This window comes from Aeromonas sp. ZOR0001, assembly GCF_000801015.1.
Classification (GTDB): domain Bacteria; phylum Pseudomonadota; class Gammaproteobacteria; order Enterobacterales; family Aeromonadaceae; genus Aeromonas; species Aeromonas veronii.
Map to the genome: position 1 here is coordinate 1 of NZ_JRJY01000128.1, position 20,518 is coordinate 20,518.

20 protein-coding genes are annotated in these 20,518 nt (G+C 58.6%); 16 read left to right on the top strand and 4 right to left on the bottom strand.

The features are described from left to right. The 3 genes from hrpB to gloA2 form a co-directional block, all read left to right on the top strand. On the top strand, positions 1-1,688 hold a 1,688-nt coding region (gene hrpB, locus L972_RS16240), incomplete at its 5' end, for an ATP-dependent helicase HrpB (RefSeq protein ID WP_047439558.1). A 73-nt stretch (positions 1,689-1,761) separates the two neighbouring features. After that, on the top strand, positions 1,762-4,080 hold the full coding sequence (gene mrcB / locus L972_RS16245) for a penicillin-binding protein 1B (protein WP_047439561.1): 2,319 nt from the start codon (positions 1,762-1,764) through the stop codon (positions 4,078-4,080). A 58-nt stretch (positions 4,081-4,138) separates the two neighbouring features. Further along, the gene (gene gloA2 / locus L972_RS16250) at positions 4,139-4,540 is read left to right on the top strand and encodes an SMU1112c/YaeR family gloxylase I-like metalloprotein (protein ID WP_005362902.1); all 402 of its coding nucleotides are present in this window, start codon (positions 4,139-4,141) and stop codon (positions 4,538-4,540) included. 78 nt (positions 4,541-4,618) lie between these two features. Here gloA2 and L972_RS16255 read toward each other — a convergent pair whose 3' ends face one another. Together L972_RS16255 and L972_RS16260 are read right to left on the bottom strand one after the other, a co-directional pair. Continuing rightward, on the bottom strand, positions 4,619-4,939 hold the full coding sequence (locus L972_RS16255) for an SMR family transporter (protein ID WP_005335659.1): 321 nt from the start codon (positions 4,937-4,939) through the stop codon (positions 4,619-4,621). Then, positions 4,936-5,322 carry a DMT family transporter gene (locus tag L972_RS16260; protein ID WP_047439563.1) on the bottom strand — a complete coding sequence of 129 codons (387 nt, stop codon included), beginning with the start codon at positions 5,320-5,322 and terminating at the stop codon, positions 4,936-4,938. The genes L972_RS16255 and L972_RS16260 overlap by 4 nt, the downstream gene beginning before the upstream one ends. Positions 5,323-5,480: 158 nt before the next feature. Here L972_RS16260 and L972_RS16265 point away from each other — a divergent pair, with 158 nt between their 5' ends. From L972_RS16265 to ppa, 3 genes are all read left to right on the top strand, one after another. Further along, on the top strand, positions 5,481-6,362 hold the full coding sequence (locus L972_RS16265; RefSeq protein ID WP_047439565.1) for a LysR family transcriptional regulator: 882 nt from the start codon (positions 5,481-5,483) through the stop codon (positions 6,360-6,362). A gap of 109 nt (positions 6,363-6,471) precedes the next feature. Further along, entirely contained in the window at positions 6,472-8,052 is a 1,581-nt protein-coding gene (locus L972_RS16270) for a DUF3369 domain-containing protein (RefSeq protein WP_047439568.1), read from the top strand. Between the two features lie 216 nt (positions 8,053-8,268). Beyond that, the gene (gene ppa / locus L972_RS16275) at positions 8,269-8,799 is read left to right on the top strand and encodes an inorganic diphosphatase (RefSeq protein ID WP_005335667.1); all 531 of its coding nucleotides are present in this window, start codon (positions 8,269-8,271) and stop codon (positions 8,797-8,799) included. A 28-nt stretch (positions 8,800-8,827) separates the two neighbouring features. On the opposite strand, the gene L972_RS16280 is transcribed toward ppa, so the two are convergent. Then, positions 8,828-9,175 (bottom strand): hypothetical protein, encoded by a 348-nt coding sequence (locus tag L972_RS16280; protein ID WP_005335669.1) that lies wholly within the window; start codon positions 9,173-9,175, stop codon positions 8,828-8,830. Between the two features lie 139 nt (positions 9,176-9,314). Here L972_RS16280 and L972_RS16285 point away from each other — a divergent pair, with 139 nt between their 5' ends. The 10 genes from L972_RS16285 to L972_RS16330 all read left to right on the top strand — a co-directional run bounded on the left by L972_RS16285 (position 9,315) and on the right by L972_RS16330 (position 19,543). After that, positions 9,315-10,205 carry a hypothetical protein gene (locus L972_RS16285; protein ID WP_047439570.1) on the top strand — a complete coding sequence of 297 codons (891 nt, stop codon included), beginning with the start codon at positions 9,315-9,317 and terminating at the stop codon, positions 10,203-10,205. 220 nt (positions 10,206-10,425) lie between these two features. Further along, the gene (locus tag L972_RS16290) at positions 10,426-10,968 is read left to right on the top strand and encodes a YtfJ family protein (protein ID WP_005343253.1); all 543 of its coding nucleotides are present in this window, start codon (positions 10,426-10,428) and stop codon (positions 10,966-10,968) included. 44 nt (positions 10,969-11,012) lie between these two features. Then, complete coding sequence (locus L972_RS16295) at positions 11,013-11,312, top strand: DUF2607 family protein (protein ID WP_047439572.1); 300 nt, start codon at positions 11,013-11,015, stop codon at positions 11,310-11,312. Between the two features lie 31 nt (positions 11,313-11,343). Beyond that, on the top strand, positions 11,344-11,928 hold the full coding sequence (locus L972_RS16300) for a DUF2796 domain-containing protein (RefSeq protein ID WP_047439574.1): 585 nt from the start codon (positions 11,344-11,346) through the stop codon (positions 11,926-11,928). A 4-nt stretch (positions 11,929-11,932) separates the two neighbouring features. Next, complete coding sequence (locus L972_RS16305; RefSeq protein ID WP_005335686.1) at positions 11,933-12,622, top strand: ABC transporter ATP-binding protein; 690 nt, start codon at positions 11,933-11,935, stop codon at positions 12,620-12,622. Continuing rightward, positions 12,616-13,863 (top strand): ABC transporter permease, encoded by a 1,248-nt coding sequence (locus L972_RS16310; RefSeq protein ID WP_047439576.1) that lies wholly within the window; start codon positions 12,616-12,618, stop codon positions 13,861-13,863. The genes L972_RS16305 and L972_RS16310 overlap by 7 nt, the downstream gene beginning before the upstream one ends. Positions 13,864-13,893: 30 nt before the next feature. After that, the gene (locus tag L972_RS16315; RefSeq protein ID WP_026034852.1) at positions 13,894-14,367 is read left to right on the top strand and encodes a DUF3299 domain-containing protein; all 474 of its coding nucleotides are present in this window, start codon (positions 13,894-13,896) and stop codon (positions 14,365-14,367) included. Between the two features lie 104 nt (positions 14,368-14,471). Then, positions 14,472-15,332, top strand: coding sequence for a TIGR03899 family protein (locus L972_RS16320; protein WP_047439578.1), 861 nt, complete (start codon positions 14,472-14,474; stop codon positions 15,330-15,332). Positions 15,333-15,608: 276 nt separating this feature from the next. Next, positions 15,609-17,246, top strand: a complete 1,638-nt coding sequence (locus tag L972_RS16325; RefSeq protein WP_047439580.1) for a methyl-accepting chemotaxis protein — start codon at positions 15,609-15,611, stop codon at positions 17,244-17,246. A 614-nt stretch (positions 17,247-17,860) separates the two neighbouring features. Next, on the top strand, positions 17,861-19,543 hold the full coding sequence (locus L972_RS16330) for a hypothetical protein (RefSeq protein ID WP_047439582.1): 1,683 nt from the start codon (positions 17,861-17,863) through the stop codon (positions 19,541-19,543). Positions 19,544-19,824: 281 nt separating this feature from the next. On the opposite strand, the gene cysC is transcribed toward L972_RS16330, so the two are convergent. Next, positions 19,825-20,415 carry an adenylyl-sulfate kinase gene (gene cysC / locus L972_RS16335; protein WP_047439585.1) on the bottom strand — a complete coding sequence of 197 codons (591 nt, stop codon included), beginning with the start codon at positions 20,413-20,415 and terminating at the stop codon, positions 19,825-19,827. Between the last annotated feature and the right edge of the window lie 103 nt (positions 20,416-20,518).

Sequence of the window (20,518 nt, forward strand, 5' to 3'; positions counted from 1 at the left end):
AGCAAGCGGCCATCGAGCCCGCACCTGAGGGCCGCCGTAAGCTGGTGCTCACAACCAATGTGGCGGAGACCTCCCTCACCATCGAGGGGATCTCGGTGGTGATCGACAGCGGGCTGGAGCGGCGCGCCTCGTTCGATCTGAAAAGCGGCGTCACCCGGCTGGAGACCCGCCAGATAGCCAAATCCTCCGCCACCCAGCGGGCAGGCCGTGCTGGCCGTCTCGGCCCCGGCGTCTGCTACCGGCTCTGGAGCAGCGAGGTGCAGGAGCGGCTCGCCGAGCAGAGCCCGCCAGACATCCTCACTCAGGAGCTGACCGGCCTGCTGATAGATGCCGCCCAGTGGGGCGCCAAGGTAGAAGATCTGCCGCTTCTCGATATGCCTCCCGCCGCCGCGGTGGCCAGCGCCCAGAGGTTGCTGGTGGCCCTTGGCGCCATGAAGCCGGAGGGTGAGCAACAACTCACTCCCGCTGGCCGCGCCATGGCCGCCTTCGGTACTCACCCTCGCCTCGCTCGCATGCTGCTGCGCGCCCGCGAGCTGGAGTCCGAGGGTCTGACAGGGATTGTCGCCGATGCCGCTTATCTGGTGGCGTTGCAGGAAGAAGATCTGCGAGGATCGGAGCGCCTCTCCGTGCTGTTCCACCGCCGTCAAAGTGCCCTGCGTCAGGGAGCGGCCCGCTGGTTTGAGCGGCTTGGCGTGCGCCCTGCCAGTGCGCAGGGGCAGTGGCTGGGGCTGCTCTGTGCCCTCGCCTGGCCGGATCGCATTGGCAAACTGCGCAGCGGCAGTCGCTATCAACTCAGTGGTGGGGTGAGCTGCGATCTGGTAGAAGGTCATCCCTGTCAGGGACAAGCCGCCCTTATCGCCATCGAGATGGGGCAGAACGATCGCGGCAGCCGCATTTTTATCGCCGAACCGGTCGATCTGGACGAGCTGGTACGCCTGCTGCCGGAACTGGTGAGCGAACGGCAGTGGTTCGACTGGGATGAGCGGGAAGAGCGGGTGCGCGCCGAGCGCCAGCAGGTGATCGGCGAGCTGGTGCTGAACCAGCGACCGCTGACCGAACTCTCTGACGAGCAGAAAGGGCGCTGCCTGCTGCAAGGCATTCGCCGCAAGGGGCTGCATGTGCTGCCGTGGGACGAGAGCAGCGAAGGGCTGCTGGCCCGTCTGCGCTGCGCCCGCGACTGGCTGCCCGATGAGGGGTGGCCCGCGATGGATGAGGAAAATTTGCTGGCCACGCTGGAACAGTGGCTGCTGCCAGCGGTGAGCGGCATGACCCGGCTGGAGCAGTTGAAAAAGCTCAATATGAGCGACATCCTGCGCCAATCCCTGCCCTGGCCGTTGCCCAAACGGCTGGACGAGGCGCTGCCCGGCCACTTCACGGCACCGACCGGCAGCCGAGTGCGGATCCGCTATCAGCCGGGTCAGGCACCGGTGATCCCGGTACGCATTCAGGAGATGTTCGGGCAAGGTTCGACCCCCTGCGTGGCCGATGGCCGGGTACCGCTGGTGGTGGAGCTGCTCTCCCCCGCCCAGCGACCGCTGCAGATCACTGCCGATCTGGCCGCTTTCTGGGCTGGCTCCTACGAACAGGTGAAGAAAGAGATGAAGGGGCGCTATCCCCGCCACTACTGGCCGGATAATCCGCTGGAGGCGATGCCGACCAAGGTCACCAAGAAGAAGATGGGCATCTAGGTTCGACGGGTTAATCCCGCTCGGACGTTCGCGAATGCGACATAACAAGTAGAAAGGAAAGCAAAGAGGATTTATGGCAACCCAACGACGCAAGCGTGCCCCCAAGAAGGCAGCGCCCAAACGCACCATCTGGCGCAAGCTGTTCTGGCTTGGCTTCAAGCTCTCTCTGGTGGTGGCGGCCTTTATGGTGGTGTTTGGCATCTACCTCGATACCAAGGTGCGCGAGCGCTTCGATGGCGAGAAGTGGCAGCTGCCGGTGATGGTCTACAGCCGCCCGCTGGAGCTCTACCCCAGCCAGCGCCTGTCGCGGGACCAGATGCTGCGCGAGCTCAACATGCTGAGCTACAAGCAGGTGCGCCAGCCTCACACGCCGGGTGAATACACTATCAACGGCAATCGCATCGAGCTTATTCGCCGTCCGTTCGAGTTCTATGACGGCGCCGATGGAGCCCGTGGCCTGCGCCTCACCTTCAACGGCCCGCGCCTTGAGGGGATCCAGTCGCTGGAGAACCAGCGCCAGCTCGGTTACGCCCAGATGGACCCGGTGCTGCTCGATCGCCTCAATACCGAAGATCGGGAAGATCGCCTGCTGGTGCGCATCACCGAAGTGCCCGACAGCCTGCTGGTGACCCTGCTCACCACCGAAGATCGCGACTTCTACCAGCATGGCGGCGTCTCGCCGGTGGCCATCATGCGCGCCATGTTCGCCAACCTGATCGCGGGTCGTACCGTGCAGGGGGGCAGTACCCTGACCCAGCAGCTGGCCAAAAACTTCTTCCTGACCCGTGAACGCAGCCTGTGGCGAAAACTGCAGGAAGCCTACATGGCGGTGCTGATCGACTATCGCTACAGCAAGGACGAGATCCTGGAGTCCTACCTCAACGAGGTCTATCTGGGGCAGAACTTCTCGCAAGGGGTCTACGGTTTCGGCCTCGCCTCCTACTTCTACTTCGGCATTCCGGTCAACGAGCTGGATATCGATCAGGTCGCCCTGCTGGTCGGTCTGGTGAAAGGCCCCTCCTATTACGATCCCTGGCGCTTCCCTGAGCGGGCCAAGACCCGCCGTGATCTGGTGCTGAAGCTGCTGATGGATCACGGCAGCCTGACCCAGGCTGAATATGAGCTGGCCAGCCGTCAGCCCCTCGGCATCATCGCCCGTGGCCAGATGAGTTATGGCCGCACCCCGGCCTTTATGGGACTGCTCAAGCGAGAGATCCAGAGCCGCTTCGGCGCCGATCTGCTCAAGCAGTCTGGCCTCAAGATCTTCACCAGCCTCGACCCTATCGCCCAGCATGCGGCCGAGCGCGCGGTCGAATCGGGCCTCGCCGATATCGAGAAACTGCGCGGCAAAAAGAAGCTGGAGGCGGCCATGGTGGTCTCCGACTGGCACAAGGGCGAAGTGGTCGCGCTGGTGGGGGGCCGCGATCCCCGCTACGCCGGGTTCAACCGGGCGCTGGATGCCCGCCGCCAGATCGGCTCGCTGGTGAAACCGGCGGTCTACCTGACCGGTCTCTCCAACGGCCTGACCCTGGCGACCCCGCTCAAAGATCAGCCAATCCGCATTCGCGGTCAGGATGGTCAGGTCTGGACGCCGCAGAACTACGATCGCAAGTTCCGTCAGAGCGTGCCGCTGATGGATGCGCTGGCCAGCTCACTCAACGTGCCGACCGTCAATCTGGGTCTGCAGGTGGGGCTGGAAAAAGTGGTCGATACCCTGCACAAGCTGGGAGTCCAGCAGGAGATCCAGCCCTATCCGTCGCTGGTGCTGGGGGCGGTCGCCCTCTCCCCGCTGGAGGTGAACCAGATGTATCTGCCCATCGCCAATCAGGGGCTCACCCAGCCGCTGTCGGCCATTCGCGCCGTAGTCAACGGGGATGGCAGCCTGCTCTATCAGCATGATCAGACCGCCAAGCGGGTCACCGACCAGCAAGCAAGCTGGCTGACCCTGTTCGCCATGACCAAGACGGTGAGTCAGGGCACGGCCCGCGCCCTCAGTGCCAAGTTCCCGGGCGCCACCATGGCGGCCAAGACAGGCACCACCAACGAGCTGCGCGACTCCTGGTTTGCCGGGATGGACAACAACGAACTGGTCAGTATCTGGGTCGGTCGCGACGACAACACCCCGGCGGGTTTGACCGGTGCCAGCGGTGCCCTGCAGCTCTTTAGCGGCTACATGAGCCAGCGCGGCGTCAACAGTCTGGGATTGAAGATGCCGGAAGGGGTCACCTGGGCCAACTTCTCCCGCGCCAGCGGCACCCGCGTCACCAGCGACTGCCCGGGCAGCCTGCAGGTGCCGGCCAAGGCATCCACCATGGGCTCCCCGGCCGGCTGCGCCAGCAGCGCGACGCCGCGCAGCGCGCTGGATGACTGGTTCGGCGGTTTCTTCAACTAGATCAACGACACGGGCAGCGCAGGCTGCCCGTTCACTATGCTGCTGACAAGGAAACACCATGACCTTTCCGCTGTTTGACGCCATCCACCATGTGGCCATCATCGCCAGTGATTACCCACGCTCGCGCCACTTCTACCACGAGGTGCTGGGGCTACCCATTATCGCCGAGACCCTGCGCGAGGCGCGCCAGTCGTGGAAACTGGATCTGGCCCTGCCGGACGGCAGCCAGCTGGAGCTGTTCAGCTTCCCCTCGCCTCCCGAGCGCCCCTCCCGCCCCGAGGCGTGCGGCCTGCGCCATCTCGCCTTTCGGGTCAGCGACCTTGACCGGGTCATCGCCCACCTGCTGGCCCATCGGGTCGAGGTAGAGCCGGTACGGGTGGACGAGCTGACCGGCAAACGCTTTACCTTCTTCGCCGACCCCGACGGCCTGCCGCTGGAGCTCTACGAAGCGCCGCGCTGAGCCTGCATCGACCAAGCAATCAGACAAACAAAAGCCGCCCGGTTGCTACCGGGCGGCTTTTCTTATTGCTTCAGGTTATCAGGCGGTAGTCAGCATGACGACAGCCAGCGCCATCACCATCATGCCAGCCCAGCCGATGGGCTTGAGCCGCTCACCGAAGAAGAGCAAACCGCCCAGCGCCGTACCGACGATGCCGATAGCCCCCCAGGTGGCGTAGGCAACAGCCAGGTCAATCTGGCCGCCACTTACCGCTTCCGAGAGCAGGGTAAAGGCGCCGAGTACCAGCATGATCCCCAGGAATCCCCACCCCTTGTAACGAAAACCCTTGGAGCGGTTGATAGCCATGTTGGCGCCGATATCGATCAGCGCGGCACCCAGTACAATCACAAACGGACTCATGCTGTGGCCTCCGCGTCTACTGACTTGTCTGCGGGCTCATCATGGGTCTCCCCCATGGTCACCATAACAATCCCCACTATCGCGAGAGCCAGGCCAATCAGCTCCTGAACGGTCACATCGTAACCAAGGAACATGACCGACACTATGGTGATCAAGGTGATCCCGAGCCCCTCCCAGAGCGCAAACGCAATACCAATGGAGATTGTTTTGGCGGCTTTCGCCAGCAACCAGTACGAGAAACCGATCAACAGCCACATCGGGATGTAATTCATCCAGTCTGCCCCCTGCTCGGGGATCATGGCCATGCTGGAGGTACCGGCGACCTCGGTCACGATGGCGCCGGTCAAAAACAGCCGGGCCAGAAACATACGACTTAATAACATATAAGATGCCTTTGTTGCTTCGACGGGAGGGATGGTAAACGGGGAGAAGCAACTCGCGACAATCGCTCAGCGTCGATTATTCCGACGCCACAGGTTTGCCTTGCCTCGGTTCGGCACGCTAAGGTGATGGTGAAAAAATCCGTCATGGCCTGTAAAAGATGAAGCTATATCAGATAGAACTCTTTGTAGAGTCAGCCAATAGCGGCTCTATTGCCAACTCCGCCCGTCGCCTCGGCAAAAGCCGCAGCGCCGTCAGCACCGCCATCGCGGCGCTTGAAGTTGAGCTTGGCGTCGAACTTTTTGAACGAGGCGCCAATCAGAGTCGCCTGACCGAAATCGGCGAGCTGGTGCTGGATGATTGCACACGCCTGCTGCAGGCAGCCAACAGCCTGCAGCAGAAGTGCAAACATTACGCCTCGGGGGCCGAAGTGGCGCTGCGGGTTGCCCGCGATGACGCGATTCCCGAACCGGTGTGGCGCGAGATGCTGGCCAGCCTGCACAATCAGTTTCCCGGCACCAGTATCTCGCTGGTGCTCGCCTCTCCGCCCGAACTGCCAGCGCTGGTGGAAGAGGGATTCGTCGATGCCGCTTTTGGCCTTATCACCGAGGATCAGGAGCGCAGCGGCCTCAATATCGACGTGCTCAACCCGATCCGCACCCTGATGGTGGTGGCACCCAGCCATCCGCTGGCCGGACTTAAGCGGGTCAAACAGCAGGATCTGACCGATCACACCCAGGTTACCCTCTCGTATGTAGATGAATTTTCTGTAAAAAGCCTGCTGCCTGTGGGAGGCATGCATATCGGTCTCTCCAGCTTCGAGTTGATGCGCAATGCGGTGCTGGACGGACTGGGCTGGGCGGTGCTCCCCTCGCCACTGATCCAGAGCCAGCTGCGACAAGGCTCCCTGCTGACTCTGAAACACAAGTTCAGCCTGCAGTGGCGGGATTACGGGGTTTATCTGGCGGAAAACGCCTATCACGGCAAGGTGTTGGCCTGGTTGAAGAAGTCGATCCAGGGGTATCTGGAACCTTTCGAGTAGCGATAAAGAGGCGGAGCCAGCTCACGATATCTACTTATCCTGATGATCCGAGCGGATGTGATCGTGCATACTGTTCACATACTCATTGAGCGCCGGAGGCGTAACCGATATGAGCAGTGCCCAAGACAAGGACGATATCTTGCTGGACGACGACATCATCGAACTCGATGATGAGGAGGTCGTGGTCCCCAAGGCACTCAACCCATGGCAAGTGCTGATCGTGGATGATGAGCCGGATATCCATCATGCCACCCGCCTGGCCCTCTCCAACATTCACTACAAATCCCGTCCGCTGGAGCTACTCAATGCCTACAGCGGCGCCGAAGCTGGCCGCATGCTGGAGGCCAATCCCAGGATTGCGCTGATCCTGCTCGATGTGGTGATGGAGACCGAAGATGCAGGTCTGCGGCTGGTGCACAGGATCCGCAACGAAATGCACAACTCGCTGGTGCGGATCGTGCTGCGTACCGGCCAACCCGGCCAAGCCCCCGAGCAGCGGGTGATCCTCGATTACGACATCAATGACTACAAGACCAAGACCGAGCTGACGGTACAAAAGCTCTACACCACTGTCATCGCATCCCTGCGTTCATACGAAACCCTCAGTGCCATCGACAAGAGCCGTCAGGGGCTCGGCAAAATTCTGGAAGGAGCGGGCGATCTCTACCATCTTCATTCACTCAAGGAGTTTGCCTCCGGCGTGCTGAAACAGATCAGCGCCATTCTCGATGTGGGCACCGAAGGGGCTATCTGCGTCGAGCGCCGTCCCGGCGAACAGGGGCTGGAGATCCTCGCCGCCACCGGCGACTACGAGACTCTGCTGGATGATGGCAAGATCACCGACTTCCCCCCCCTCAATGACTCGGTTCTGAAGGCACTGGCGGCGCGCAGCAACCGCTTTGAACACCCGCAGGACTCCCTCTATATCGCCGCCCAGAATGGTCGCGAGTTCGTGCTGAGTTTTACCCCGACCCAGCCCCTCGATCCCCTCGAGTGCGATCTGCTGGATGTCTTCTGCCAGCGCATCTCGGCGGCCTACGACAACCTCTATCTCTACAACCAGTTGCTGCGCGCCCAGGAGGCCACCGTAGTGGCGCTGGCGGCTCTGGCGGAGTTTCGCGACTCCGATACCGGCGAGCATGTCTTGCGGGTGCAGAAGCTCTCGGATGCCATCGTGGCAGAGTTGAGGCAGATGGCGGCCTATCCCGAGCAGCTAACCCCGGAGTTTGTCGAGATGATCGGCATGGCCTCCATCCTGCACGATGTGGGCAAGGTGGGCACCCCGGATCATATCCTGCACAAGCCGGGGCGTTTCGACCCGGATGAGCGGGCCATCATGGAGCAGCACGCCGGTATCGGCGCCAATATCCTGCACAAGGCGGGCGAAATGGTGGAGGGAACCAGCTACCTCTCTCTCGGCGCCGAAATCGCCCGGGGCCACCATGAGCACTTCGATGGCAAGGGCTACCCACAGCAGCTGGCTGGCCAGCAGATCCCGCTGTCGGCGCGGATTGTGGCGGTAGTCGATGTATTCGATGCCCTGCTCAGCAAGCGCCCCTACAAGGAGCCCTGGACGCTGACGCAGACCATGGAGTATATCCAGTCCCGCTCCGGCACCCAGTTTGACCCTCATGTAGTGACAGCCCTGTCGCGACTGGTCAACGAGTCGAGACTCCCCTACTCGCTCTGACCCTCTTTGCTCGCAACTCCACATACCCTGCCGGTGACCAAGGTCAGCGGCAGGGCATCAAAATAGCCGTTTTGTTGCATCCCGCACACATCAAAGCGCCGCAAAGCGGAAACATCCCCCTTCTTTGTTAGCGATAGCCGCTGAAATATGGTCATTTAACATCACATCGCTATAATATCGGCCTGCAAACCTGATACTAACAACGAAGGAATTATCATGAGCCTGAACCTGGTACCGGCCGGCAAGAGCCTGCCCGACGATATCTATGTCATCATCGAAATCCCGCAGAATGCCGACCCGATCAAATACGAAGTCGACAAGGACAGCGGTGCTATTTTCGTCGATCGCTTCATGTCTACCCCGATGTTCTATCCATGCAACTACGGCTACGTGAACGCGACCCTCTCTCTGGATGGTGACCCCGTCGACGTACTGGTTCCGACCCCCTACCCGCTGCTGGCCGGTTCCGTCATTCGCTGCCGCCCGGTTGGCGTGCTGAAGATGACCGACGAATCTGGCGAAGATGCCAAGATCGTTGCCGTACCGCACTCCAAGCTGACCAAGCAGTACGACCACATCCAGGATGTGAACGATCTGCCGGAACTGCTGAAAGCCCAGATCCAGCACTTCTTCGAGCGCTACAAAGAGCTGGAAGCGGGCAAATGGGTCAAGGTGGAAGGTTGGGGCGACAAGGCCGCTGCCGAAGCCGAGATCAAAACCTCTGCCGAGCGTTACGCTGCCAAGTAAGCATCACTCGGTTTGTAAAAAAGGCGCCTTATGGCGCCTTTTTTGTCGGTGTTTGCGGCAGCTGACCGGCCGCATCTTCGGCAGGATTGCCCTGAATGTATATTTCACGACCATCTTTCTGGTAGGGACGATAGTAATCACCGCCACAGCGATAGCCGCCGCCAGGCTGGCTCATCAGCTCGCAGTTGACCGGCAACACCTCCAGCCACTTGATGGCCTGCTGGTAGCGCAGCCACTCCTGCCATTCGTGCTCGCGTGCCAGCTGATCACGCAGGGCAAAGGTATCCGCAATGGACATCCCCTTGTTGACGATCACCTGACCCGCCATGGCTGGCAGGCTGAGCAGCCCAAACAGCACTATGATCCAAGGCTTCATAACCCCTCCAGAGTGACTTAATTTCACAATTAAATTAAAAGTCACATCAATCTGTTATCCATATCACAAAACGAAACATCACCAAAGTGGTGCCGGCTCACCTAGTTGTTAATTATCGTCCACGGCAGGAAGCACCACCATGAAGCTGACCCCCGCGCTGTTGCTCAGCCTCACTCTCAGCACCACCCTTGGCGCCACAAGCAACGCCAGCGAGATCAACATGAGCTGGCAGTGGCAATCCACCGATGGCCAGCGCAAGCACTTCCAGCTGACCACCGACGATCAGGTGATGGCCGCCAGTCGCCACGAGATGAGCCTGCTGAAGGCCTCTCTCACCAATCCGCTGGAGACCCTTTACGCCTACATCAGCCCGCGGCTCTACAACAGCATCAACCTGATCAATCAGAGCAGCCCCGAGACCGCTACCAAATTTCGCAATCTGGAGCAGGCCTTCACCCTGCGGGACGACAGCATGGAGTCGATGCTGTTTTGGCAAGCCTACCAGCAGTATCAGGAGGATGCCTTCTACCAGATGAGGGTGATCCCCTGCGTCCATCCGGCCAATCGCAAACTGCCTTGCGTGCGACCCGATTACTCCCAGCTCTTCTACCACTTCAAAGGGCATCTCAAGCCGCTGGCGCAGCAGTTTGCCGCCAAGGATCTCGCCACCAGCGTCAGCCTGCTGCAGGAGTGGCTGAACGCCATCCCCACCCAGCCGGAGCAGCTGGATCACTTCGCGCCGCCGCTGCAGGCGCTGCAAGATAACAAGGCCGACAGCGACGAGAAGGCGCTCTTGATGGCCAGCCTGCTGGCAGAGCTGGCCCCGCAATATGTGCTCAGCATCATCTACCCGGATATCAGCATCGGCAGCGTCTCCCCTGCCTGGCTGGCCATTACGGCAGACAGTGGCGTACCAGGTGATGTGGTGGTGATCAACAATCAGCGCCATGTGCTGCTGACTGGCTCGTCCCTGCTGGCCCAGCAAATGACCATGGCCAAGATTCCCCTCATCAGCGAGTCGCTCTACTGACGCCGACAGCTCAGACCAGCAGCCAATTCATTGATTTTTATCGATGTCATGCCATCCTAGCCGCCCTTGCCAGCCAACCACCTGACTGGCGGGGCGCCGACGCTTCTGAATTGCGATCTTATTTAACACTTTTTAAACAGATCCGATCAGTTTAGGATGAAGCTCGCCCATTCCCTCAATCCGAAACTCGTTATAACATAACAAATGGAGTGTCATCAGGATGAAACATCTGGTACTTACTTTGGCGCTGCTGCCATCTCTGGTCTTTGCTCACAACTTCAAGGATGGCAACCCGGTGCCGCTGGTCAATGTCAGCGACAAGGGTGAGCTGGTACTGAACGGCAAGGATATCGGTTACCAGCCGTGGCAGAGCACCTCGCTCACCGGCAAGGTGTTCCTGATCCAGCATATTGCCGGTCGCTCCAGTGCCAAGGAGCTGAACGCCCCGATGATTGAGGCGATCAAGGCCGCCAAGCTGCCGCAAGACAAGTACCAGACCGTTACTGTCATCAACAGCAATGACGCCATCTGGGGCACCTCCGGCTTCGTGAAGAGCAGTGCCGAGGACAGCAAGAAAGAGTTCCCCTGGTCCGCCATGGTGCTGGATGCCAAGGGCATGGCGCGCAACGCCTGGGATCTGACGCCGGAAAGCTCGGCGATCATCCTGCTGGATAAAGAGGGCAAGGTGCTGTTTGCCAAAGATGGCCAGCTCGATGCCAACAACATTGCTACCGTGATGGGGCTCATCAAGTCCCATCTCTAAGTCAGAGAGAAAGGGCGCTGATGGCGCCCTTTCCATAAGGGTCTATGGGTCGTATCAAGCTGAAAATCTGGATCTTGCTGCTGGGCTGGTTATGGCTGCAGCCTGCCCTTGCCCGGCACCAGTTTGAATCTGCCCTGCCCGGCCACGACGACCATCACTGCCTGGTTTGCGCCCTCCATCTGGATGGCAAACAGGTCATCACCGCTACCCCCTATTGTTTCCTCGGTTCGACCTCTGTTCTGCCCGTCGTTGCAACCATGCAGCGCTCGGCGGATACCGCCACGCTTCACAGCTATGCCATCCGTGCGCCGCCAGCCTCTGCTTTTCTCTATCCCTTTGCTTAATTTCGCTATTTGTTTTGAAAAAGGATTAAAGATGAAAGCAGTTACTCTGTTGCTGGCCGCAGCGGCCTTTGGCGCACACGCAAATCACGACGAACACGAGAGCCACAGCCACGGCGCCCACGAGCATGGCCACGGCCACCTCAATCTGGTGGTCGATGGCGACCAATTGATGATCGAGCTGCAGGCACCCGCAGCCGATCTGGTGGGCTTCGAGCACGCCGCCAAGAGCGATGAAGAGAAGGCGCAATATGCCAAAGCGGTCGCCCGCCTCCAGCAGCCTGACACCCTGTTCCGCTTCGACCCGGCGGCTGGCTGCAAACTGACCCAGCAGGAGCTGCAAGCAGCCAAAGAAGAGCATGATCACGACCATGACCATGACCATGACAGGGCTGCCAGCGACAAACATGAAGACCACCATGATCATGACGAAGCGGGTCACGCCGATATGGGCGCCATGTATACCTACACCTGCGCCACCCCGGCCAAACTCACCGGCCTTGAAGCGACCCTGTTCAGCGTCTATCCGAGCCTTGAGAAGCTGAGCGTGCAGGGGATCCTGCCCACCGGCCAGACCGCAGGCGAGCTGACCCCGTCCGCCAACAAGCTGAGCTGGTAACGCCATGAAAAAAGCCGTGGTTGAGATCCGCGATCTGGCCTTTGCCTGGCCAGGTGGCGACGCTGTACTCGATCTGCCCGCCCTCACCATCCGCGAGGGTGAGCGGGTCTTTATCAAGGGCCCGTCGGGCTCCGGCAAATCGACCCTGCTCGGGTTGCTGGCCGGGATCCAGACCGCCAACCACGGCACCCTGGAGGTGCTGGGCCAACCATTGGCCCGGCTCTCTGGCCGTGCCCGTGACCACTTCCGGGCGGCCAATCTGGGTTATATCTTCCAGCAGTTCAATCTGCTGCCCTTTCTCTCGGTGCAGGACAACGTGACCGCTGCCCTCACCTTCTCGCCCGCCAAACGGGCTCGCCTGCAAGGGAGTCCGGAGCAGGAGGCGCGCCGTCTGCTGGCGGAGCTGCAACTGCCGGATGACGCACTGCATCGCCCCGTCCATGCCCTCAGCATCGGCCAGCAGCAGCGGGTTGCTGCCGCACGGGCGCTGATCGGCTCGCCGCCACTGGTGATCGCCGACGAGCCCACCTCGGCACTCGACACCGACAACCGGGCCGCCTTTATCAAGCTGTTGTTCGAGGAGTGCGACAAGCAGGGCTCGACCCTGATCTTCGTCAGTCACGACCCTTATCTCGAACCCCTGTTCCCGCGGGTAGAAAACCTGCAACAGCTCAACCGGAGGGCATCATGCTAAAGCTCGCCCTGCAAAGTCTCTGGGCCCGCCGCCTCACCGCCGGGCTCACCCTGCTGGCCGTCGCCATCAGCGTCACCCTGCTGCTCGGGGTGGAGCGGGTGCGCACCCAGGCCCGCGAAAACTTCTCCAACACCGTCTCGGGCACCGATCTCATCGTTGGCGCCCGCTCCGGTCAGGTGAATCTGCTGCTCTACTCGGTGTTTCGCATCGGCAACCCCACCAACAACGTGGGGTGGGACTCCTATCAGGCTATCAAGCAGAAACCGGGCGTCGCCTGGACCATCCCGCTTTCCCTTGGCGACTCCCACAAGGGATTTCGGGTGCTCGGCACCAATGGCGACTACTTCACTCACCTGAAGTACGGTCAGCAACAGTCGCTACAACTGCGGGAAGGGCGGCCATTCGACACGCCGTTTGAAGCTGTGCTGGGCGCTCAGGTGGCCGAGAAGCTCGGCTATCACCTTGACCAATCCATCGTCATCGCCCACGGCGCTGGCAACACCTCGTTCAGCCAGCACGACAACCTGCCGTTCAAGGTGGTGGGCATTCTGGCGCCGACCGGCACGCCCATTGATCGCACCATCCATGTGCCGCTGGCGGGGATAGAGGCGATCCATCTCGGTTGGGACACCGGCCGTCACAGCAAGAACGTGACGCCGGAGCAGGCGCTGGCGCAGGATCTCACCCCGAAAACCATCACCGCCTTTATGGTGGGGCTGAGCAACCGGATCCTGGCGTTCCAGCTGCAGCGCAGCGTCAACACCTATCCCAAAGAGCCGCTGATGGCGATCCTGCCGGGCGCCGCCCTGCAGGAGCTGTGGAGCCTGATGAGCGTGGCGGAAACCGCCCTCTCGGTGATCGCCGGTTTCGTGGTGGTGGCTGGCCTTATCGGCATGCTGACTACCCTGCTGGCTGGGCTTAACGAGCGGCGCCGGGAGCTCGCCATATTGCGATCCCTCGGTGCGGGCCCTGCCCACCTGTTCCTGCTGCTGGCGCTGGAGGCCATGGCGCTGACCACGGTCGGCATCGCTCTCGGGGTCGCCGTGCTCTATCTGGGGCAGGGGCTTGCCTCGCCCTGGCTGCTCAGCCACTATGGCCTGCAACTGAGTCTGGGGCTGCCGAGCACCTACGAGTGGCAGTTGCTGGGGGTAGTCTGGCTGGCAGGCATGGTGATTGGCCTGCTCCCTGCTGCCCGCGCTTACCGCTACAGCCTGAGCGATGGCATGAGCATTCGCGTCTAGCGAGACGCCCAAATAGAAACAGAAGGACAGATGATGAAGTGGAAAATTGTGGCGCTGCTCGCCAGCCTGCTGGTGTTGCCCGCCCTGGCCGCCGATTACAAGACCATCGACTGGGATGTGCTCATCCCGGAAGGGGAGAAACTGCTACCACCGCCCCAGGTCAATCACGAAGATCCCATGTCGGTGCCGCAACCGGTGGGCGGGGTAAACAAGAAGCTGGACAACCAGGATGTGCGCATTCCGGGCTTCGTGGTGCCGCTGGAAGGGGATGCCAAGAAGATCACCGCCTTCCTGCTGGTACCCTACTTCGGCGCCTGCATCCATGTGCCGCCGCCCCCCACCAATCAGGTGATCTATGTGAGCTACCCCAAGGGTGCGCCGGTGGATGATCTGTGGGATGCCATCTGGGTAAAAGGCAAGATGCGCACGGTCAGCTCCAGCCACGAGATGGCCACCGCCTCCTATTCGATGGAAGCGGTCGAGGTGAGCGTCTACGAGGAGTAATCCTCCCGTTGCAAAAAAAGCGGCCTCCACGGAGGCCGCTTTGTTATCTTGGCATCCCGGTTGGAGTAACATTCAGCTCCAGAACCTGTGCGAATGGAGTCAGCATGGCAGACCTCCCCCCCCCGAAAAAAGAGAGTTCGATCCTGAGCAGCCAGGAGCAGACCCTGCGTCTGGCCCGCAGTCGCGGCATCGACGGCATGCTCACCCGCAATACCGATAGCACCTTCGAACAGCGCGCCACCTTTCGCCATCTGGCGGACCAGGCCGCTCGCCAGCGCAATCTGGAAGCCATCATGGTGATGGCCTCCCGCCACTGCGAAGAGACCGCGGCTGGCGGCGAGATGGATAGCGACTGGCTGACCCGCTTTCTGCAACTGGCGGAAGATATCAGCATGGTGCCGATGCAACAGCTGTGGGGGCGGATCTTCGCGCTGGAAGTCGCCACGCCGGGCCGCTTCTCCATCCGAGCGCTCGCCACCCTCAAAGAGATGACCCAGCGCGAGGCCCAGCTGTTCCAGCGCATCTGTTCACTGACCTGCCACTACACCGGCAGCGACGAGCAGCGACTGCTGCTGGGGCTGCACAAGGGGGCCACCCTGCTGAGTCGCGCCAAAGCAACGCGCCTTGGCCTTGGCAAATACCGACTGCCCTACAACGCCCTGCTGCAACTGTTTGAGCTAGGGCTGCTGCATCGCGCGGAGCTGGAGTCCGGCCCGCTGCCCGCCGATGGGGTCGAGCTGGAGTTCGGCAACCAGCGCTGGCGGCTGCAGTGCAAGCAGAACAACATCACCCTGCTCTACTACCGCCTCACCCCGGTGGGCAACGAGCTCGCCCAGCTGCTGCAAGAGTCGCCGCTGGAGGAGTACCTGCAGGATCTGAAAACCGTGCTGGTGCAGGGGATCCAGATTGAAGTGATGCAGCTCGTCAGCGCCCCCTCCTCACCCGCTCCCGACCCTCTCCCCTGAGCTCTGGCGGGGCAGCGGATGCCCCGTCGGTTCATAGATCCTTCGCATCAAGCTGCTGGCTCCAAGCTTATGGGCTTGTCCAGAATAGGTTGCAAATTGCAGATGCCGCAGAGGCACACCCCATCTGCTCCGTTGCATATTGCAAACAACCACGCGCTTTTCCTCTCCAAACCTCACTAATAACACATCAATCATTAGTTTTTGCCAGCTGGCCCGCCCTTTGCACATGTCTTGATGCAGATCAAAATTTAACCATCACAGCTCGGGAGCAAGGCCATGAGAATCAATCAACCGGTTACCCAAAGAGAACGTCTCTATCCAGACCACCAGAGCCTGATTTCCACCACGGATCTGGAGAGCCGCATCACCTACGCCAACGATGAGTTCTGCGAGATTGCAGGCTTCTCGCTCGACGAGCTGGTGGGGGAACACCACAATCTGGTGCGCCATCCTGACATGCCGAAACAGGCCTTTGCCGATCTGTGGAACCATATTCGCGAAGGCAAGAGCTGGATGGGGCCGGTGAAAAATCGCTGCAAGAATGGCGATCACTACTGGGTCAGCGCCTTTGTCACCCCCATCAAGGATGCCAGTGGCCGGGTGGTGGAGTATCAGTCGGTGCGCACCGCCCCGAGCGAGGAGATCAAACAGCGGGCCGAGAAGGTCTATGCCGACCTTCGCAACAACAAGCTGCCGCTGGCGCTCAAGTTACCCACCTTCTCCCATACCCTGACCATCAACCTCTGTCTGCTGCTGAGCCTGCTCGCCATGTTTGCGCTGGGCTACAACCACGACATGAACTGGCAACTGGCGCTGGTCGCCCTGCCGCTGGCGATAGCGGCCATCACCCTGAATGCCCTCTCCCGCCGCCTCGGCAAGCTCAACAAGATGGCCCGCAGCCGCTTTGACAACCCGCTGATGCAGCTGCTCTACACCAACAAGGTGGACAACATCGCCGCCATCGAACTCTCGATGCTGATGAATCAGGCCGAGTTCAACGCCGTGCTGGCCCGTACCCAACAGACTTGCAGCAAGATCCTGCAAGCCGCCGAGGGGGATCTGCGTAACGCCGAATCCATCACTGACAACCTGCAACAGCAGCAGGCCGAAACCAATCAGGTAGCCACTGCCGTGACCGAGATGTCGGAATCCATTCGCGAGGTTTCACAGAGCTCCAGCGAATCCTCCAGCCTGCTGGACGAGACCGCCGACCTGTTCAAGAGCGGCAACCACAGCGTGGCCGAAACCGTGGCTGCCGTGGCGGGTATGAACAGCGAGCTGACCACCTCCAAGAGCGTGATCAGTGCGCTGGTCGGCCACTGCCGCGATATCGACGGCATCCTCGATGTGATCAATAACATCGCCAACCAGACCAACCTGCTGGCCCTCAATGCCGCCATCGAAGCGGCCCGGGCTGGCGAAGCGGGTCGCGGCTTCTCGGTAGTGGCCGACGAGATCCGCACCCTCGCCATCAAGACCCAATCCTCGACCAGCGAGATCCAGAAGATGATCACCGAGCTGCAAACCAGCGCCGGGGATGCAGAACAGGCGATGGAGAAGGGCTGCCAACTCTCCGAGAGCTGCCAGCAAAAAGCCTCGGCGACCGGCACCATACTCCAGCAGATCAACGATATGCTGCAGCAGGTGGCCTCTGGCAGCGGCCAGATTGCCCAGGCGGTACAGGAGCAGTTCCACGTCACCGCCGAGATCAACCGCAACGTGCTCAGCATCAAGACCCTGGCCGATGACTCCAGCGTCGGCAGCCAGCACGCCGTACACGGCATCACCCAGCTGGTAAACCAGTTGAGCGATCTCGACCGACTGGTGCGCCAGTTCCAGAAAGGGGCTCCGGCCACCCAGAGCCGCTACGAAGTGGCCACCACCCGCGCCGTGCCGGTTCGCCAAGCCAGATAACCACTACACAAACAATCACCGCAGAAAAAACCTATGGGCCAGCAGGCCCATAGGTTTTTTTTATTGCCTGCCAACAAGATGGCGACACTGCCGTTTCCCCGTTCGATTTTCCCCAGCTCTGATGGCCGTCACTGCTGGGCGATCGCATCCCCACCAGTTCTTGGTTGATTTGTTGATCTTGCTTGGAAATCCATCCTCTTCCGCTTTTCTCCCCAGCCCCGTTCGGTAACATAGCCGCTTGGCAACCTCTCGCAGGAGACAGCCATGAGCCAAGCCAGTGCCAAAACGCAGGTAAAAAGCAGCAAACTGGAGGCTGAAATTCAGGGGCGGTAGCGTGGTTTTTGCAAGTTGGCACAGAGCGTAGCGAAGCCCAACAGACAAGCATGCTCAGCTCAACCAGAGCGGGATAAACATGTATTGGCCCGAACGGTAAAACAAATTTGCAGATGCGTTTCGCGGTAAATGTTGGGCTTCACCGTGTTCAGCACCAACCTATGATTTTTAGCCCAGCATACGAGAGCAGCTACTGCATCCGCCCAGATTTAAGATTTAGCTGTCCTAGATTTTCTTTCCGTAAGAAAAAGTTAAGTATCTCATCGAGACTGGAGTTAAAAATGAGCGACGAGAAGACAATAGAAGACGCTGCATATGAGCAAAGACTTCGCAGACGGCTAAAAGTGCTTCAAGAACAATTCCAAGCGGGAAAAATAAGAATTGCCGAAGGTCTTGATATTGAAAAAAGCCTTCTCGCCGTTCGTATAGGTCCTGATGGTGAGATAGATCTAGACACTGTAGATGGTCTTGTCAGGTCTATGGCTCTAGCTGTTACTGCAATGCATGATCGTGAAGAACTAAAAAAAGAAGCATCATTGAGTGAAATACAGCATATGTATTTCAAATTCATAGATGATAATTTTGGTCATTTTTATAAAATGATGACTCAAAGAGGGATGAAACCGCATGATGCGGGAATGGCAGCAAAAAGTAGCGAAGGCTCCATTAAAGAAATAACAGATAATCTTGATAAATTTCTTGAAGTAATAGACCAGTTTTGGGAAGGGCTCGGTGAAGTCGCACACATCCATGTAGAAGATATGCGCCACAATGTAAAAGGAATTTTTGGTGGTGATCTTTTTCCATCACATGATGAAAACATTGCATCTAAGTGTGGTTTATATACTGATACAATTGTACTTCCAGATCCATTTTTAAGATCGAAAGTTATCTTTGAGCATTCCAGTCTGGCAGATAAAGCCTATTACCTCATGAAGCATGCGATGAATATTTTGCAATACAAGGAGTTGGCATGCGCAGAAATTGATGAACCTATTGTTGTTATTTTACCAGACTTAGCTGTTTTACAAGATGGAGAACGCGAGTTTTTCCAGCGACTAGGGAGGGAAGATTCTCTAGTGCATTCAGGTAAATTATTTGGACGAGATTTCGAGTCATTCGAAGAATTAATTGAATTTTGTAGCTCATTGGATTCCATTGAAAGAACTGTTGCCGAAATATCTGATAAAAATCGAGTTTTATTTGATGCCAATTGGAGTGAAGATATAGGCACCCAAATAGAAAAAGCAATGAAAAGCGATTATATTAAGCCATTTGGAAATATTACACCTGGAGTAGCTCTGGCAAGTTTAGCTCTTGGTCGCATGTCTGTTAGTAATGAAATGCTAATTAAAGCACGACGCTTAAATGGCACGCCAATAATAGATGCCCCGACTTCTTGGCAGTACCTAGTCTGGAAAATGGAATACGATGCAGAAAGAGCTGAATCAACATTAAAATCGAAAGACCTACATGTTATAAAAGGATTAAGTGACCTTTCAACAGGTGATATGCAGTGGATTGGTAATATTCCTCCGAGAGCATTAATAGAAATAAGAAAAAATGGGGCAATGGATGAAATCAGAGATATTTTAGGAAAAGGAATAAATGATTTAATAGAAATTAACCCTGATAATTTCCACCGAAGCCGAGACCAGATATTCGATAATATCCACTCAGCATTTGGCCAACATCAAAAAAATCTTGATACCTTGAGCCATAAGAAATGGAAGTTTGCAGGGAAGGATGTTGGTTCTTGGCTAGTTGTGGGATCTCTGGAAGTGGCTGCAGCAGTTACTGGTACACCAGTCTGGGGCTTAGCCACCATAGCCGCAAATCAAATACTTGATGTTCCAAAATTAAAAGACATTCCAAAATCAATAATAGAATTAGCGGAAGAGAATAAAAAAATCAAGAAATCCCCTGTCGGCCTTCTTTTTAAAATACGTAAAGAGAATACTTAACAACACATAACTACAGCCCCTAGGTTCGAATAGCGCAGCGTATTCTGACAATCGCGAATAACCCCGCCGCGATATAAGCAAGGAACGGAAGTTCCTCTTGCGGGGTTGCTATCGACCGCCTTGGGGTGGCTCAAGACTTGCCGGTGCCACTATAAGCTGGATTTATGGGTTTTCCGATAATGACCCAACTTTTGCTTATAGTGGCTACCGCCAGCCCATCAGCGCCAGTGTTGGTCAACTTAACGACCGCCGGGCGCTTGTTATAGGTTCTTCCGATCCAATTACAGATAGTTCCCCTGCCGCAGGGCAGTCAGCAGCTCATCCACCAGCGCTTCCACCGGTGTACCGGCATTCAGCAGATGGATTTCCGGCTGCTCCGGCGCCTCGTAGGCGGAGTCGATACCGGTAAAATTCGTAATTTCCCCCGCTCGCGCTTTTTTATAGAGCCCCTTGGGGTCGCGCTCTTCACAGATGGCGAGCGGTGCATCGACAAAGACCTCGACAAACTCCCCTTCGCCCAAGAGATTGCGTACCTGCGCCCGCTCGGCACGGAACGGCGAGATAAAGGCGGTGAGCACGATCAGGCCCGCATCCACCATCAGTTTTGCCACCTCGCCGACCCGGCGGATATTCTCCTGCCGCGCAGCATCATCGAAACCGAGATCGCCGCACAGGCCGTGGCGCACATTGTCGCCATCCAGCAGATAGGTGTGCTTGCCTTGTGCCGCCAGCGCCTGCTCCAGCGCCCCCGCCAGGGTCGATTTGCCCGCCCCCGACAGCCCGGTAAACCAGATCACCAGCGGCTTTTGCCCTTTCAATTCGGCCCGGCTCTGTTTGTCCACGGCATGCTTGTGCCACACGATATTGCTCATCCCACACTCCTTGATTGGCGCTTACGCCTCAAAACTTAAACGGTCCGGAACCACGGGGAGCCGCCTCGGACTATCAGCCGACAACGTGCTAGTGCCATGGCAT